This is a genomic window from Colwellia sp. C1TZA3 (genome assembly GCF_007954265.1).
Lineage (GTDB): Bacteria > Pseudomonadota > Gammaproteobacteria > Enterobacterales > Alteromonadaceae > Cognaticolwellia.
This window is the reverse complement of sequence record NZ_VOLS01000004.1, coordinates 70,159-87,319: the sequence shown is the minus strand read 5'-3', so window position 1 is coordinate 87,319 and position 17,161 is coordinate 70,159. Positions and strand designations below refer to the sequence as shown.

The 17,161-nt window shown below is 37.6% G+C and carries 9 protein-coding genes; all 9 read left to right on the top strand.

Annotation, left to right across the window (positions count from 1 at the left end; translation table 11 throughout):
- Positions 1-82: 82 nt before the first annotated feature.
- Entirely contained in the window at positions 83-3,637 is a 3,555-nt protein-coding gene (hsdR, locus tag ESZ39_RS02305) for a type I restriction-modification system endonuclease (protein ID WP_146878183.1), read from the top strand.
- A gap of 269 nt (positions 3,638-3,906) precedes the next feature.
- Positions 3,907-5,526, top strand: a complete 1,620-nt coding sequence (locus tag ESZ39_RS02300; protein ID WP_146878182.1) for an N-6 DNA methylase — start codon at positions 3,907-3,909, stop codon at positions 5,524-5,526.
- Complete coding sequence (locus tag ESZ39_RS02295; protein WP_146878181.1) at positions 5,526-7,133, top strand: restriction endonuclease subunit S; 1,608 nt, start codon at positions 5,526-5,528, stop codon at positions 7,131-7,133. The genes ESZ39_RS02300 and ESZ39_RS02295 overlap by 1 nt, the downstream gene beginning before the upstream one ends.
- A complete protein-coding gene (locus tag ESZ39_RS02290) occupies positions 7,133-8,113 on the top strand; it encodes a cold shock domain-containing protein (protein ID WP_146878180.1) in 981 nt (326 codons plus the stop codon). The genes ESZ39_RS02295 and ESZ39_RS02290 overlap by 1 nt, the downstream gene beginning before the upstream one ends.
- Before the next feature lie 40 nt (positions 8,114-8,153).
- Positions 8,154-11,141, top strand: a complete 2,988-nt coding sequence (locus tag ESZ39_RS02285; protein ID WP_146878179.1) for a UvrD-helicase domain-containing protein — start codon at positions 8,154-8,156, stop codon at positions 11,139-11,141.
- 48 nt (positions 11,142-11,189) lie between these two features.
- Positions 11,190-12,461, top strand: coding sequence for a hypothetical protein (locus ESZ39_RS02280; protein ID WP_146878178.1), 1,272 nt, complete (start codon positions 11,190-11,192; stop codon positions 12,459-12,461).
- Positions 12,462-12,464: 3 nt separating this feature from the next.
- Positions 12,465-15,137, top strand: a complete 2,673-nt coding sequence (locus tag ESZ39_RS02275; RefSeq protein ID WP_146878177.1) for an McrB family protein — start codon at positions 12,465-12,467, stop codon at positions 15,135-15,137.
- The gene (locus ESZ39_RS02270; RefSeq protein WP_146878176.1) at positions 15,137-16,471 is read left to right on the top strand and encodes an McrC family protein; all 1,335 of its coding nucleotides are present in this window, start codon (positions 15,137-15,139) and stop codon (positions 16,469-16,471) included. Before ESZ39_RS02275 ends, ESZ39_RS02270 begins: the two co-directional genes overlap by 1 nt.
- Entirely contained in the window at positions 16,425-16,988 is a 564-nt protein-coding gene (locus tag ESZ39_RS02265) for an AAA family ATPase (RefSeq protein ID WP_146878175.1), read from the top strand. The genes ESZ39_RS02270 and ESZ39_RS02265 overlap by 47 nt, the downstream gene beginning before the upstream one ends.
- Positions 16,989-17,161: the final 173 nt, after the last annotated feature.

The window sequence follows — 17,161 nt, the reverse complement described above, 5'->3', positions numbered from 1 at the left end:
CCAAAAATAAAATATGTGGTATTAAACTTGCGATAAAATAAATAGTTGAATAAATAAAGGAAGTGAATGGAGTACTTCGTCAGTGACAAAATCTAATTTTGAATTCTTAAAAGGTGTTAACGACATTCTTTACCGTATCGCATTAGCGGCGGAAAAGAACTTTCCTGACGATCCCAACACCACCTTAGTTAAGTTACGTATGTTTGGTGAAGCATCAGCTAAACATATTGCTAAATTACTCGATATTGAACTCCCGCCAACGCAAATTGAATTAGTCAGAGAACTGGCCAAAATATCTTGGGTTGATGACTCTATTATCAACGTTTTTCATATGCTGCGTAAAGTGGGTAATCAAGCGGTTCACGATTACCATAACGACCTTGACGATGCCGAAATGGCATTGCGTTTAGCCTTTCGTTTAAGTATCTGGTATTACCGCTTAGTTAATAAAGATCTAGACTTTGCAGCACCTATGTTTGTACTGCCCGATGGTCAGCAAGATAACGAATACCAGCATCAGGTCACCGAACTTAAACAAGCGTTACAACAAGCCTTAAATACTAATAGCCAAACAGGTGTTGAGCTTGCAGCGAATAAAAACAAGTTAACGGCGCTTAATGGTTACATCGCCATACTTGAAGGCAAAGAAGTAGAAACCCAAGCGCAAACCCAAGCGCGTGTGGAAGCGTTAGAAGCGCAGTTACAAGAAAAAGAAGTTGAGCTAGCCAAGAAAACCGAAGTAGAGCGCAAAGCCTACAAACAGGAAATTACCCAACGTGCAGCGGCTCGTCGTTTAAACTTATCAGAAAAAGAAACCCGGTTTATTATCGACCAACAACTGCGTGATGCCGGTTGGGCAGCAGATACCCAAGCATTGACTTATGCTAATGGTACTCGTCCACAAACGGGTAAAAATTTAGCCATTGCCGAATGGCCAACAGCCAAAGATGAAACGGGTAAAACAGGTTTTGCTGATTACGTATTATTTGTTGGTTTGCAGCCTATGGGCGTTGTTGAAGCGAAAAAAATTAATATTGATGTTTGTGACAAGTTAAGCGAAGCGCATCGTTATAGTATTTATTTTGACTATAACCACCTAAACGACGAACTATGCCTTGAACTAACAAAGCAAGCGGCGAATGATGCTCAATCACAAAAAGTGATGCAAGCAAAAGTCGCGGAACAAGTGCAATGTTATCAAGTTACTTGGCCTGAATCAGCTAAGCCAAATACCCGGACCTATAAAATTCCTTTTGTTTTTTCAGCAAATGGTCGAGATTATCGCCGTCAACTACTGACAAAAAGTGGTATTTGGTATCGTGATGTACGTAAAATTAATAATGCGCCTAAAGCATTACCCGCATGGCATACACCTAAAGAACTTCAAGGGAAACTTGGCAGCAATAGTGATGTTGCGCACCAATGGTTAGAAAATAACAAACCCACCGATTTAGGGCTACGCTACTTTCAAGAAGAAGCCGTAACCGCAACAGAACAAGCCATTAAAACAGGGCAGCAAAACATACTGTTAGCCATGGCTACCGGTACAGGTAAAACTAGAACCGCTATTGCCTTAATGTATCGCTTGGTGCAATCTCGTCGTTTTAATCGCGTATTATTTTTAGTTGACCGTAGATCCTTAGGTCAGCAAGCCCTTAACGCTTTTGACGATACTCGCATTAACGATGTTCCTTTTAATACTATATTTAACATCAAAGGTTTAACCGACAAGTTTCCATCTGACGCGACAAAAATTCATGTTGCAACCGTGCAGTCTTTAGTTAAACGCACGTTGCAAAGCGATGAGTTTATGCCGGTAGAACGTTACGACTGTATTATTGTCGATGAAGCACATCGCGGGTATATTCTCGATAAAGAGCAAACCGACGGTGAAATGGAGTTTCGCAACCAGATAGATTACGTTTCTGCGTATCGAAGAATACTTGATCATTTCGACGCAGTTAAAATAGGACTTACCGCAACACCAGCACTTCATACTACTGACATTTTTGGCACACCTGTATACCGTTATAGTTATCGTAAAGCGGTGATCGACGGTTACTTAACCGACCAAGAGCCACCAATAAAAATCATGACTAAATTGGTTCAAGAAGGTATTTATCTAGACCAAGGCACCAAAGTCACTCGATTAACCAATCAAGGTGAATTGATTGAAGACACTCTTAAAGATGAACAAGACTTTGAAGTTGCCAACTTTAACCGAGATATAATCGTACCGAGTTTTACAAAGGTTGTGGCTGAAGCACTAGCGGGTGAGCTAAACCCAACAGGGCTTCAAAAAACCTTAATCTTTTGCGTTAATAATGTCCATGCCGACATGGTGGTATTGGCGCTACGCGATGCCTTTGAAGATAAATACCCAAAACTAGAACACGACGCCATTATTAAAATAACCGGCACCAGTGATAAAGATCCGAAAAAAATTCAAAGCTTGATCACCCGTTACAACAAAGAGCGCTTGCCTAATATCGTGGTAACGGTTGATTTACTCTCTACCGGTATCGATATTCCCAGTATTTGTAATATCGTTTTTCTGCGTAAAGTTAAAAGCCGTATTTTGTACGAACAAATGAAAGGTCGTGCCACACGTTTATGCCCTGAAGTCGGTAAAATCAGCTTTAAAATTTATGACGCCGTCGACTTATACAGCACACTCGAATCAGTAGATACCATGAAACCTGTGGTAGTAAGACCTAAAGTAGAATTAAAAACCTTAGTGAATGAAATCACCGACTCGCAAACCTATAAAACTATTGAAGCTGATGGCAGAAACTTTGCCGAACATAGTCATGAGCAACTTGTTGCCAAAGTTCAACGTATTGTTAGCCATGGTTTGTTTAGCCGAGAAAAGTCAGTAGAAATTGAGCAAACGATTAAACGTTTTGATGAATCGCTAAGCCACAGTGCAGGGTGTGACTTTGCTAACTTAGCCCAAACGCTAAAAACTAAAGGCCCACAGCAATGTGCTGAAATTTTTACTAAAATGCCCAAATTGGTTGAAAACTTAGAGCAACTGAAAAAACAAATAAATGAATTAAGAAGTGAACCGATATTCACCGACATTGATGATGAACTCATCGATATGAAACAAGGTTTTGGCGAATACGACAGCCCTGAAGACTTTCTTGAAGCATTTGACACATTAGTTGAGCAAAGCGAAAATAAACAAGCAGCATTGCATACCGTTATTACTAAACCTAAAGATTTAACCCGTAAAGCGCTGTTAGAATTGCAAGAATGGTTTGACGCGCAATCGTTTGACGAATCAACCCTACGTGTCGCATGGCAAAAAACGACTAATCAAGACATTGCCGCCCGTTTAATTGGCCATATTCGCCGCGCCGCTTTAGGTGATGCCTTACTGCCATTTAACCAACGAGTAGATAACGCGCTAAAAAAAATATCACAACAAACAGACTGGAACCCAGAGCAAATTAACTGGTTAGAACGTCTTGCCAGCAGCTTAAAAGAACAAGTTGCCATAGACGAAGACACCTTTAAAACCGGCAACTACAAACGCCGTGGCGGCGTAAAAAAATTAGAAAGCGTATTTGATGGCAAACTCAACCAAGTACTCGAACAATTTAACGAATACATGTGGGAACAACCCGCATAAGTAAAATGTAGGTCGGGCTTTAGCCCGTCACAGAAAAACAAACCGATGGCCTAAAAGCCAACCGACAATAACAGCCAATACGGTAATATATTTTGTAGGTCGGGCTTTAGCCCGTCAAAGACAAACAAACCGACGGCCTAAAGGCCAACCGACAATATCAGCCAATACGGTAATCTATTTGTAGGTCGGGCTTTAGCCCGTCAAAAACAAACCAAATTTAAGCCAACATGACCATAATGGTCTGTTTACAAAGGCGTTAGGAACAAAAAATGAATAATAATGACTTGGTCGCCAAACTCTGGAAAATGTGTGACACCCTGCGTGACGGCGGTGTTTCGTATCAAAACTACGTAAACGAATTAGCCACTTTACTGTTTTTAAAAATGAGTGAAGAAACTGGTCAAGAAAAGGATTTACTGCCCGAAGGCATGCGTTGGGGCAATTTAAAAGGTAAAATTGGCTTAGAGCAACTGCAATTTTACCGCAACATGTTAGTACAATTAGGCAGTGACGAACACGCCATTGTGCGTGCTATATTTCAAAACGTAAACACTACTATTACTAATGCAGGGCAATTAACTGAGCTAGTCAGCACCATGGACGACCTAGATTGGTTCGAAAGTGGTAGCGCCAAAAGCCGTGATGACTTTGGTGATATGTACGAAGGGCTATTACAAAAAAACGCCAACGAAACAAAATCAGGCGCAGGGCAGTATTTCACACCAAGACCATTAATCAGCGCTATGGTTAAATTACTTAAACCACAGCCACGCGAAATAATTCAAGATCCCGCAGCAGGTACCGCTGGCTTTTTAATTGAAGCCGACAAATACATTAAAAGCCAAACTAACGACTTAGACGACTTAGATGACAGCGGCCAAGAGTTTCAAATGAAACGCGCTTTTGTTGGTCTTGAACTGGTACCTGAAACGCGTCGTTTAGCGTTAATGAATTGTTTATTACATGACATAGAAGGTCCTGATGTTGCTAGTGAAGGCAGCGGCGCAGGCGGTGCTATCCGTTTAGGTAATAGCTTAGGTAACGACGGTGAAAATCTGCCCAAAGCCAATGTGATTTTAACCAACCCTCCCTTTGGCTCGGCTGCTAGTACCAATATTACCCGTACTTTTGTTTACCCCACCTCGAATAAACAATTGTGTTTTATGCAGCATATCTATAACTCCCTTGAGCCAGGCGGAAGAGCGGCGGTGGTGATTCCGGATAACGTATTATTTGAATCTGGTGTGGGTGCATCAATTCGTACCGACTTAATGAATAAATGTAACTTGCACACCATTTTACGTTTACCGACCGGCATTTTTTACGCAGCAGGGGTAAAAACCAACGTATTGTTTTTCCAAAAAGGCACGCCGACTAACCCCAACCAAGACAAAGACTGTACTGAAGAGACTTGGGTATACGATTTACGTACTAACTTACAAACCTTTGGTAAACGCAGCCCGTTTACTGAAAAGTACCTTGAAAGCTTTGAACAAGCGTATGGTGATGATGCTAATGGTCAAAGTAAACGTGAAGAGGGTATCTACAATATTCTAGGTTGTACTACCGACAGTCATTCTGAACTTGATTCAGAATCTTCTAATGGAATTGAACAGGCTCGTTTCCGCAAATTTTCTCGCCAGTTTATTAAAGATAAAGGCGACAGCTTAGACATTACTTGGCTGAAAGATAACTCAATTACTGATGCAGCTAACCTACCCGCACCAGAAGTCTTAGCGACTGAAGCGATGACCGAACTGACCGAAGCTTTGCGCGAAATGAATCAACTAATGATAGATCTTGGAGCTATTGATGAAGCAGCAGGGCAAGTGGATTTATTAGCGGAAGAGTTTGGGCTAGAGAAAAAAATTATTGTAGGTGCTGAATAATGGGTCTAGAAGAAGTAACTGAATTACCTAAAGGTTGGATACAAGATGAACTTAGATCCATTTGTAATGTAATCTCTGGGAATGCTTTTAAAAGTAAAGATTTTGTAGAGTCTGGTACTCCTTTAGTAAAAATATCTAACGTTCAAAGTGGTTTCTATTTAATCAAGAATCAGGAGTATTTACCATCCTCCTATATCGAAGATACAAATAACTCTTTTTTGGTAAAACCTGAAGATTTATTGATGGCTCTCACTCGTCCGATCACTAACGGGAAATTAAAGATTTGTCACTACCCTAAAGGAAATGAAATTGGACTACTTAATCAGCGAGTTTGTAAATTAAATTTCAATGCTGAAATAGATAAAAAATACTGTGAGTATCATTTATTAACAAATAGCTTTATGAAGCTAGTTGAGGTGAATTTGTCAGAGACTTTACAGCCAAATTTATCTCCTAAAACGCTTTCAACTTTACCGTTTGTTGTAGTACCACTCCCAGAACAAAAACGCATTGTTGAAAAACTCGATAGCTTATTGGCGCAGGTCGACACCATACAACAACGCCTCAACAATTTGCCCAACATCATCAAACGTTTCCGTCAATCCGTGCTCGCCGCCGCAGTCTCCGGCAAACTCACTGAGAAATGGCGTGGGGATAATGAATGCGAAAAATCTATTGTTGAAATTAAAAAAGATATAAAAAACTATAGATATGACATTTGGGTTGAGGAGCAGGAAGCAAAGTTTTTAGCTAAAGGGAAAGTACCTAAAAATGACAAATGGAAAGACAAATACAAAGAAATTTTAACTGAATTATCAGGTGAAGAAAAACAACTTCCAAAAGGCTGGGTTTATGAAACTTTAGAAGGTCTTATTTATATTTCAGCTAGAATCGGTTGGAAAGGACTAAAAGCTGACGAATATACAGAAGAAGGTCCATTGTTTTTATCTGTTCACGGTTTAAACCATGGTCAATATGTTGATTTGTCCAGAGCCTATCACATATCCAAAGAGAGATATGAGGAGAGCCCAGAAATACAACTCAGAAATGAAGATATCCTTGTGTGCAAAGATGGTGCAGGTATTGGGAAAATAGCAATTATTAAAGATTTAACTGAACTTGCGTCAATAAATTCTTCACTTCTGCTAATTAGATCGGGGAAGTACTTTTTAACTGATTATTTATATTATTTTCTAGCAGGGCCAGAGGTTCAGCGAATTGTTCAGGAAAGAATGACAGGAAGTGCTGTACCTCATTTATTTCAACGAGATGTGAAAGAATTTATTTTAGAAGTACCTCCTATCGAGGAGCAAACCGAAATAGTCCGACTAGTCGAACAATACTCTGCCTTAGCCGATACCTTAGAAAAGAATCTCAGCAATGCCAAACAGCGAGTCGACAACCTAACCCAATCGATATTAGCTAAAGCTTTTAAAGGCGAGTTAGTGCCACAAGATCCCAACGACGAACCGGCCAACAAACTACTTCAACGCATTAAAGCCGCCCGAGCTGAGGCTGAAAAGCTAGAAAAGGCAGCGAAGAAAGTTGCTAAAGCCTCTAAGGCCAATAAAGCCAAGACAAAGCCAAAAACTAAGGGTGTCGCATAATGGCATTATTATTTGGTACGGTTAGCCGTTATCTTGATGATAAAGGCTTTGGTTTTATCGAAGTAAGTGGTTATAAGGATATATTTTTCCATATTAGAAAAATAAAAGATGAAAGCACTAAACAATTATTAGCTAAGTTCGATACCTATAATTATGAGAATAACTCAAACGTTAAATCATCTCATTTAACGGTTTGGTTTGATAACGAAAAAACAGATAAAGGTAATGCACTGGCTAAGCATTGGCACAATGTTAATGATATTCCTAATCAACAGTTAGTCGATTTTGTTGCACAATTAAAAGACAAGTTTGTGGTGAATGCTCGTATTACCCAAACAGATATTCTTGCACTAAAATCACTGATTTTAAGTGATGTAATTACAGCGACAGAAAAATCAGCATGGATAGAGCAATTAACTATTCATGCCCATTGGAAAAAAACAGAGTTGAGTTCACCTCATTGGCTAGATGAGGTGAGTTGCTGTTTGTTGGGTGAAGAAGAAACATTGGCCTTAAAAAGGCAAATACAAAAACAAAAGTTTGAAGCGCGTTGTACTAAATATAAAGAAAATGCCACAGACATTAGAAATGATGATGCTATGCGTCACGTTTGTCTCAACTGTGCATCAGACAATACCGATTATAAAATTAAATTTGCGGATCCTTACAAGCCGGTAACGGAATTTGTACCAACATATTGGGTGCACAGCGCACAAGGCTATCAACGTTGCCAACATTGTGCGACTGAATGGTATATAAATCATTGTTGGAGTTGTCATAGTGGGCGCGTTGATGATCGCGACCCGGCAACCCCCCGGTGTGGAGCTTGCAACTGGTGTAAGTGTTCAAAATGTCAATCTTGTAGTTTGATGGGGTGTAGTACTAACCCTTATTCTAAAGACAATAAGTATGTGGATGCTGCGCCTAAAGTAACAAGTTCAATAGTAGCTAAAGACGAAGACTTCGAAATTTTATTTTAGTGGTAATGATTATAATACCTTACCTAAATACGGTAACTAAATGAGACTAACCCCAGCATCAGTAGTTCAATTCTGGCATAAAATACGCGGTGTTCAACTAAGTATTGAACTTGACAGTACCACCATTACGATTAAACGTAATGGTGGCGTTATTGAATTTTCATTAAATGATATTAACCAGTTTAACGTCAACAAGGGCTGGTTATTTGATTCGTTAACGATAGGGGCAGAAGACCAGCAACAAGAAGTCCTTAAAGGCTACAGCAGTGCGGTATTAAATGCTTTTAAACAAAAAGTGATTACTACTCTATTAAGTTTGATTGCCTCAAGTGAACGTTGGTTACACTTTCAACAGTCATTAGAGCAATTAAAAAATAGAGAGGTTTATTTATCTAGTACTGAATGGCAACCTATCGCACAGTTACACTTCTTAGTGACCAAATTTTCATTATTAGGTATTAATGTTGAACAATTAGAAAATCCGTTACATCAGCAAATATTTACTCAAGCGCTCAGCTTAAAAACAACTGATGTTAGTGAGCTTGGGCGTGAATTACATAACCAATCAGTTGTGCCTATTTTACTGAATAAATACGCAGAATTTTTCGATACGGTAGAAAAGTCAAAATTAACTGAAAAGCAACGTATCGCCTGTGTTACGAATGATGACCATAATTTGGTTATTGCTGGCGCAGGTACAGGTAAAACAGCAACGCTAATAGGCAAGGCGGGATTTTTAGTCGAAGCTAATATTGCCAGTGCAAAAAATGTGCTGATGCTAGCTTTTGGTAATAAAGCTGCCGCTGAAATGAATGAGCGAATTAAAGATCGCATACCGTCTGTTGCACAAGACATTAAAGCCAGTACCTTTCATGCGCTTGGCAATGCCATTGTTGCAAACTTTGGTGGTTATAAAAAGGCAGTAACCCCATTTGCTGAGCAACCACTTCAATTTACACAATTTATTAATAGCTCCATAGATACTTTAGCTGATGCGGATGATAATTATAAAGCGTTATTAGTTAACTATTTCTCGAGTTTAGGTACACCCGCTAAAGCAGAATTAGACTTTGAAACTATTGATGATTATCACGAGTTTTTATCAAGTTGTCGTTTGATTACGCTTAAAGGAGAATGGGTTAAAAGTGTCGGTGAATTACGTATTGCCAACTATTTAACACTTAATGGGGTTGCCTATGAGTATGAAGCTAATTACAAATTTGATACCAAAACTGTCGCCAGACGCCAATACCAACCTGACTTTTATTTACCTGAGGCTGATCTTTACATTGAATATTTAGGCTTAAATGAAAAGTTTGAAACGGCGCCATTTGTTGATCAGCAAAGTTATCTTGAAGACCTTGAATGGAAACGAGAATTACATCGCTCAAAAGACACCAAAATGGCTGAGCTGTATTCTTATCAACTAATGCAGGGGAAGTTACCTAGCTGTTTAAAGCAGGTACTAATCGATAACTTGGTAACCGTTAAAACTATCCCTTTAGCAGAAATATTTACACAATTAAAAGAAGAAAATGAAACGCAATGGTTAGGCTTTATTGAGTTAATTCAACGTTTCTTGGGACTTTACAAAGAAGGTGGGCACTCGGTAGATGAAATACTGGCAAGTATTACACCTGCGCAGTATGACATTGAAAGAACGCGTGCCTTTTTAGCCTTGTTTGAACCGATATTGTATAGTTATCAAACACATTTGAGTGAAACTGATACGGTTGATTTTAGCGATATGATTTCGCTTGCTGTGGAAATTGTAGAAAACGGGAAGTTTTTCCACAGTTATACCCATATTTTAGTCGATGAGTTCCAAGATATATCTGGTGGCAGGGCAAAGTTATTAAAGGCTCTTTTAGCGTCTAAACCTAATATGCGACTGTTTGCTGTTGGTGATGATTGGCAATCGATATACCGCTTTAATGGTGCTGATATCGCTTTGTTTACTGAGTTTAATAAAAGCTTTTCTCCGTCAACGGCTGTGCCATTAGATAAAACATTTCGTTTTAATAATAAAATTCAGAATCTGAGTAGTCAATTTGTTATGGCTAACCCAGGACAACTTAAAAAAGATATTTCAACTCATGCTCAAATTGATGTTCCTGCACTTAGGCTAGTAGATATAAAGCAAGACTTAAAACTAAGTCATTTATCAATAAAAGACCAAAAACAGCAAGCATATCAGGAAGCACTTCAACGTAGCTTAAATACCTTTAATAAAAGTGCACAACAGAAAAATGAACATTTATCGGTATTAATAATTGGCCGATATCGCAAAGAAAACATGCCAATGCTGACAGGGTTTGATGTTGATAAATTGAATTATTCTTTTTTAGATATTACTTATGTTACCGCTCATTCAAGTAAAGGCTTAGAAGCTGATTATGTGGTAGTGCTGGGCGTAGAGTCCGGGAGTTTTCCCTCTTCACGTGAAAATGATGAGCTGGTTGATTTGGTGTTGCCGCAAAAAGAAAGTTATTTGTATGCAGAAGAGCGACGTTTATTTTATGTTGCCTTAACCCGAGCTAAGCACTTTATTTATGTATTGTTCGATTCTGACAAGGGTAGCCCTTTCTTAACTGAAATCAATAAGTATGGCAATAAGTTAGTTGATAATAAGTTAGCTAAATCATTTGCTCAGTGGCATTGTCCTAGCTGTAAATCAGGTACGTTACAAGCATTGCAAACTCGCTATGATAAAACTTTTTATAAGTGCACTTTAGCGCCAGCTTGCGATACGACTATGAATGCTTGTAAGCATTGTAATTCGCCTATGCAAACCAATGCTAAAGGTTTTAGGTTTTGTCTTGGTTGTAATGAAGTTGAGCTTGGCTGCTTACGTTGTGGTATTGGCACTATGGTCGCTAGATTAGAAAACGATGCTAATCGAGAGACTTTCTATGGCTGTAACCGCTTTCGCCGTGGTGCTGATGATTCTTGTGGGGAAAACATTAAAACTGAAGCCTTTGACAATCGTTATAGTGAAGCAAAAAGAGTATTAACAGACAAGGTGTAGATATACCGTTTACTTTGATGAAAATAAATAATAAAAACAGGAAGTTACATGGAAGGTTTTGATGGTTTTTTTACTTATTTAGACACGTTTAAAATAAGCCAATTAATTGAAAGTGCAACCGAGTCTGTGATCTATGCAGCACCGGGAGTTAGGCCTGAAGTGGCTGGTGCTTTGATCCAAGCTTCGGAAGATTTAAGTGAAGGCATGGTTACTGTATGCCTGGATGTTTGTGAACAAAGCATTCGAATGGGCTTTGGTGATTTTGAAGCAGTATCGAATTTGGATGACTTTGTTGTGATTAATAACATTCCTAATTTGCGTTTTGCCTTGATCATTGTTGATGGTAAAGGCTATAGCTTTTCACCAACTGCTTTATACCTTGAAAGTGAACAGTCAACCAGCTTAGGTTTTAATGCCATCAAACTAACTGTACAACAAGTACAAGAAGCTACAACTCGATTATCTCCTGCGGCTAAAGCAATAGCGCTTACCACCTGTGTAAGTGAAGAAGAGCGTGAAAAAATCACAGCTACTATTCCTGAAATACCTAATAACCCATTAGGTGAGCAAGAGATTAAAACCATTGAAAGCTCAATTAAAAATAACCCCTTAGTTAAGTTTGACGTAACTCGCCAAGTTAGGGTGTATAGCTCGTATCTGCAATATGTTGAATTGTCGATGACAGGTGCCGCTATTCAACGCCAAAAAATATCCATGCCTAAAAGCTTACAAGCACTGGGCACTGCCAATACTGAATTAGAAGGGCGTTTTAAAACAAGTTTTGATTTATTAGCCAAAGACAATGCGCTCTCTTCTAAAAAAATAGAAAAAGATCTTAAAGACATTCGTGATAAATTTACCTCGTCGCTGGGTAAAGACAGAGGCAGAGTGTTACTTGTTAGGAATAAAGAACTCTTCTTAAAGAAAATAGATGAACTGAATAAAAAACTAACAGCTCATGGCAAAGCCGTACAAGACAATTTACAGCAAAGTATTGAAGACTCTAAATCTGCGATTGTTGATATTTATGTGCCTATTTTAAAGGCTAACGATTTAGAAGATATAGAGCGAGAATTAGGCCCTGACCCGAGTGATGAAGCTATTAGGCTATGGATAGAAGATCAATTAAACGATGTATTCCCAAGTGCCGATGAGTTGATAAAAAAAATGGAATTACGCTACGACTTTAAAGATTTGACTTACGAAACGCTCAATAAGAAAGAGTTTATTGATAACGTGAAAAAAGCGTTTAAGTATGAGAATTGGGATAAAGCTTACAAAGAAAGCATTACAGCATCAGGTATTGAGACAGGTAGATAGATTATGGAAAGTTATTTATTAAGTTGGAATCCCAAACATTTCAACAATGGTGGAGAAGGCTCAACGAAAGGGCAACTTATTTATAAAGTTGGCGAAAGAATCACGTGGTCTTGTCATAATAAACAAGTGAAATTAAACGATAATGTTTATTTGATTAAATTAGGTGATGGCGCTCGCGGTATTATTGCGAAGGGTGTGGTAACCAGACCTAGTTTTATGGATGTTTGTTGGAAAGATTCTAACAAACAACGTTCTTACATTGAATTTGAGTTACAAGGCTTACGTAACACCTGTAAGGAAGGCTTGATACCTTATGTGTTATTGCAAAACGCTTGTCCTGAACAACAATGGAGTACACAAAGTTCAGGAATACAGATAAGAAATCAGTATCAAAGTGCTATCGATGATTTTTGGCAACAAAGTAATAAAAAACATAGCTTGTCAGTGTTTTTTGACTGGATTAAAAGTAACCATTTTAACTCTGATGGCTGGTACAAAGACTATCAAGCGACTTGTCAGCTAAAAGATAAAATAATTAACACGCAATCTGTTGATGATGAAGACTTAAGCAAAATTTGGCTAAAGAAAGTCAACGGTATATCGAGTGTTGGCAATGGCTTTATGTACGATGAGAGGGAATTTTCAAAAAATAAAGTATTTTTACAAAAAGTAACTTTAGATATTGTTAATAATCCAACTAAGGAAGTTTTTGATGATGTTTTCAAGCGTTGGACAGCAAATGAAAATTTTAAAAGAGTTTTATATTCGGTAATACATCGTGTATTTGCTTTGGCTGATCCTGAGCATGTTACTAGCATTGTAGGTAAAAAATACCTTAAAGCTATTTTTGCAGGTTTAAATACTAATTTTGAATTGTCACTACTTAAAGCTGACCATTGGTATCAAGATAATGAAACGCTTTTACAATCTGTAAATTCGTTTGTAAATAAAGATTATGACTTTTTCACCAGAAATATTTTGCTGTGGGAACTCTATGAGTTTTTTAACAAAAAAGAAAAACCAGAAGATATTGGTGGAATAACTGAACCTGAATCTGATTATGATGCTCAGCAAGCTGGCAGTAAAGGAGTTAGTACTATGCAAGAGACACCGTTGAATCAAATACTTTATGGCCCTCCTGGAACAGGAAAAACCTATCATACCATTGAAGCTGCCGTTAAAGCGGCCGAACCTTTGCTTTACGACTTAATCATCAATGAGGCTGTTGAACCTTATAACCTTACGCTTAGGGAGAAACTTGAAAAAGCATATAAGTCGCTAGTTGCAAAGGGGCGCATTCGCTTTGTTACCTTTCATCAGAGCTATGGTTATGAAGAGTTCGTTATTGGCTTAACGGCCAGAACCAAAGGCGAGCAGATATCTTACTTTGAAAAAAATGGTGTATTTAAAGAAATATGCGACGAGGCTAAAAAGAACTTAGTAAAGAGTAAACAATCCAACGCAGAGTTAAATGAAGAATACAGTTTTAGCAAAGCGTTAGAGGGGTTTAAGCTTTCAATGTTTGATGAGTCTGATAATTTTGAATTAACAGAAGCTGTTTCAATTACAGCTATTGAAGAGTTTGGCTTTCGATATAGCGGAGAAAGTTGGAAAAGCTCTCAAATCATGAAATACGAAGATTTAAAGTTATTATATAAAAACGGAGTTGAGAGCAGACAAGGAATCAAACAATCTGAATTTGTTTCGGGCCTTGCGAAACAACACGCTTCTTACTTTATTAGAGCGTTAGATGCATTAAAAAAACATTTACCCGAAAAAGATGCTGGCCAGATAAGTGCAAAGAAACAAAATTACTGTCTGATAATTGATGAAATTAACCGTGGCAATATTTCTAAAATATTTGGTGAGTTAATTACCTTAATTGAACCGTCAAAACGTTTAGGCAGTAAAGGTGCATTAGAAGTGATTTTACCTAATTCAGAAGAACTATTCTCTGTTCCTGATAATTTGTATTTAATTGGTACGATGAACACGGCCGATAGATCGCTAGCCATGATGGATACTGCACTGCGTCGTCGTTTTGATTTTATTGAAATGATGCCAAACCCTGATTTATTGGCAGGTACATTAGTTAAAGGAATAGATCTTCCCCAGTTACTGATAACAATGAATAAACGTATCGAAGTGCTTTACGATCGTGAGCACACTTTAGGTCATGCGTTCTTTATGACTGTGGTTGAAGCTCGTGATGGAAACGAAAAGTCGAAGGGTGATGAAGGTAAAGCTTTTATAGAGTTGCAAAAGACCTTCAAAAATAAAATTATTCCGTTACTTGAAGAATATTTCTTTGAAGACTGGAATAAAATTCGTCTAGTCTTGGGTGACAATCGAAAAGTGTTAAAGTCTCAAAAAGAAACTGATGAGTTGAATAAGTATGTTTTTATTCAACAACAAACTCAGAAATACAGCAGTATCTTTGGAGAAAACCATGGTTTGGAAACCTATGAAGATAGTAAAATAACTTATAAGTTAGCTAACTTTGAAGGCATAAGTAGTGTATGGGGTAACCCTGAAGCTTATCAGACTATTTATGATGACAAGGTATTAAACTCCTTAGTTTTAAAGGCTAAATCGACCATTGCGGCAAAAAGTGATGAAATAAAATCGAATGAGAACACTAAAGTAGGTGAATCTGAGTTACAGGTAACCCCTTAATGCCTGTTGTTAAAAGTCAAACCACTGTTTTTGAGTTTGGTTTTTTAGGCTTTGGTGATAAAGCCAAAGCTTCTGAAAACATTGAAATCATTTCTGAATCGGCCTTTCAGTATTTAAAAAAGTTATGTTTATGTGACGAGTCTGAAAGCCGTTTCTTGCGTCCACGTTTCATCAATAATTGTGAAGTGTTACAAGTACAAAACTATGCAGGCGTATTATTTACCCCTGATGGTACACAAATAGAGGTATTACCTAAAGTTGCTAAAAAAGATGTAAATGAGGATCGAGCAAAACACGCTCAAGATTCTTTATTAAACATGCTTAAAACGTTAAAGAGCTTTCGTCACTTAAAAACTAACAATGCTAATTTGGCTAAAAATAAAATGCCTTTGTTAGAGGTATTTATCAGCCAGTTTTTATCTTCAGTGAATGAATTAATTAAACGGGGTTTACGTAATGATTATGTACGCCGTGAAGATAATTTAGCCTTTCTAAAAGGTAAGCTCTTAGTAGGTAAACAGGTTCAGCATAATTTTATTAACAAACATAAATTTTATGTAGAATATGATGAGTATTTGCAAGATAGGCCAGTAAACCGGTTAATCCATTCCGCACTCAAAAAAGTAAGCGGCTATAGCCGCAGTGTGAACAACCAAAAGTTGGTTCAAGAGTTATTATTTGCTTTTGCTGACATACCAGAGAGCACGAATATCAAGAATGACTTTGGCGGTATTAAGCTAGATAGAGGCATGAATTATTACCAAACACCATTAGCATGGACAAGATTAATTCTGGAAGGTTTTTCACCACTAACTATGCAAGGAAAAAGCAATGCTTTTTCCTTGTTGTTCCCCATGGAAGCTGTATTTGAAAGTTATGTTGCTAGTGTTTTAGGTAAGCAACTTTCAGATGGTTTTAGCTTGAAAACACAAGCCAGTTCTGAATACTTAGTTACCCATGACGGCGACAAACGGTTTATGTTAAAGCCAGACTTATTACTACAAAACTCATATAGTAAAGATAAAGGCGTGAACGCCTGTGTACTCGATACTAAATGGAAGCTAGTAAATAGCAGTGATAAGAAAAATAAATATGGTTTATCTCAGTCAGACTTTTACCAAATGTTTGCCTACGGTCATAAATATTTAAGAGGTAAAGGTGAGCTATTTTTGATTTACCCAAGTCATGATGACTTTCAAGAGCCTATTGAGCAGAGCTTTGATTTTGATGACGATAAACCATTACGTTTATGGGTAGTTCCATTTGATATCTCTGCAATCATAGACGATGAAAAACGGTTTAAATGGCCAAAAGGCTCTTGCCTTGAAAGATAGTACTTCTAAAGTCACTGTGTTAATTGGCCCTCCATGTGTTGGAAAAACGTCCTATTTAAATACTTTTGACTATGACTTTGTTATTTCGTCAGATGATATTGTTGACATACTGACGAAAAGAGCTGGAATTTATTACCACGAATTTTTTAAGTACCCGTCAAATAGCAACATTAAAATAACTCACAACAAAATATTCGAACAATTAATTAAAGAAAGTAAAAACTTCAAACATGTTGTTTGGGATCTAACAAATTTAACTAAAAGATCTAGAAAGAGAATATTTAACTTTTATCCACTCGCTACCTTTAAAGCAGTTGTTTTTGACTTCCAGGGGAGTGAGTCTCTAATTCTCAAGCGTAACCAACTGCGTTTTAAGCAACAGAGAAAGTATGTTGATGAAATAGCGATTAAAAATATGTTTTTAAGTTATGAATCAGTCGGAGACGATGAAGGATTTACTGATCTAGTATTTATTAATATTCAAGGAGATACAGCTATTAAAGTCAACTCTCTTTAGTTTGTGTACGTTGGGCTGAGCAACAATAAAGGGGGTAGTAATAAGCTTATAGGTGTAATAATTATTACCTATCCGTTATATATGTTACTTGTTGATTGGATTTTTATTGCTCTAGTTGTTGAATTTATTGGTTATTTGTTTTTGGCATGAGTTTAGCACTACTTAAAGTGATA

Bases quoted from the DNA above. Each gene is read 5' to 3' on its own strand.
- ESZ39_RS02270 (WP_146878176.1), top strand. From the start codon at position 15,137: ATGCCTGTTGTTAAAAGTCAAACCACTGTTTTTGAGTTTGGTTTTTTA.
- ESZ39_RS02275 (WP_146878177.1), top strand. From the start codon at position 12,465: ATGGAAAGTTATTTATTAAGTTGGAATCCCAAACATTTCAACAATGGT.
- ESZ39_RS02300 (WP_146878182.1), top strand. From the start codon at position 3,907: ATGAATAATAATGACTTGGTCGCCAAACTCTGGAAAATGTGTGACACC.
- ESZ39_RS02285 (WP_146878179.1), top strand. From the start codon at position 8,154: ATGAGACTAACCCCAGCATCAGTAGTTCAATTCTGGCATAAAATACGC.
- ESZ39_RS02265 (WP_146878175.1), top strand. From the start codon at position 16,425: ATGAAAAACGGTTTAAATGGCCAAAAGGCTCTTGCCTTGAAAGATAGT.
- ESZ39_RS02280 (WP_146878178.1), top strand. From the start codon at position 11,190: ATGGAAGGTTTTGATGGTTTTTTTACTTATTTAGACACGTTTAAAATA.
- ESZ39_RS02295 (WP_146878181.1), top strand. From the start codon at position 5,526: ATGGGTCTAGAAGAAGTAACTGAATTACCTAAAGGTTGGATACAAGAT.
- ESZ39_RS02290 (WP_146878180.1), top strand. From the start codon at position 7,133: ATGGCATTATTATTTGGTACGGTTAGCCGTTATCTTGATGATAAAGGC.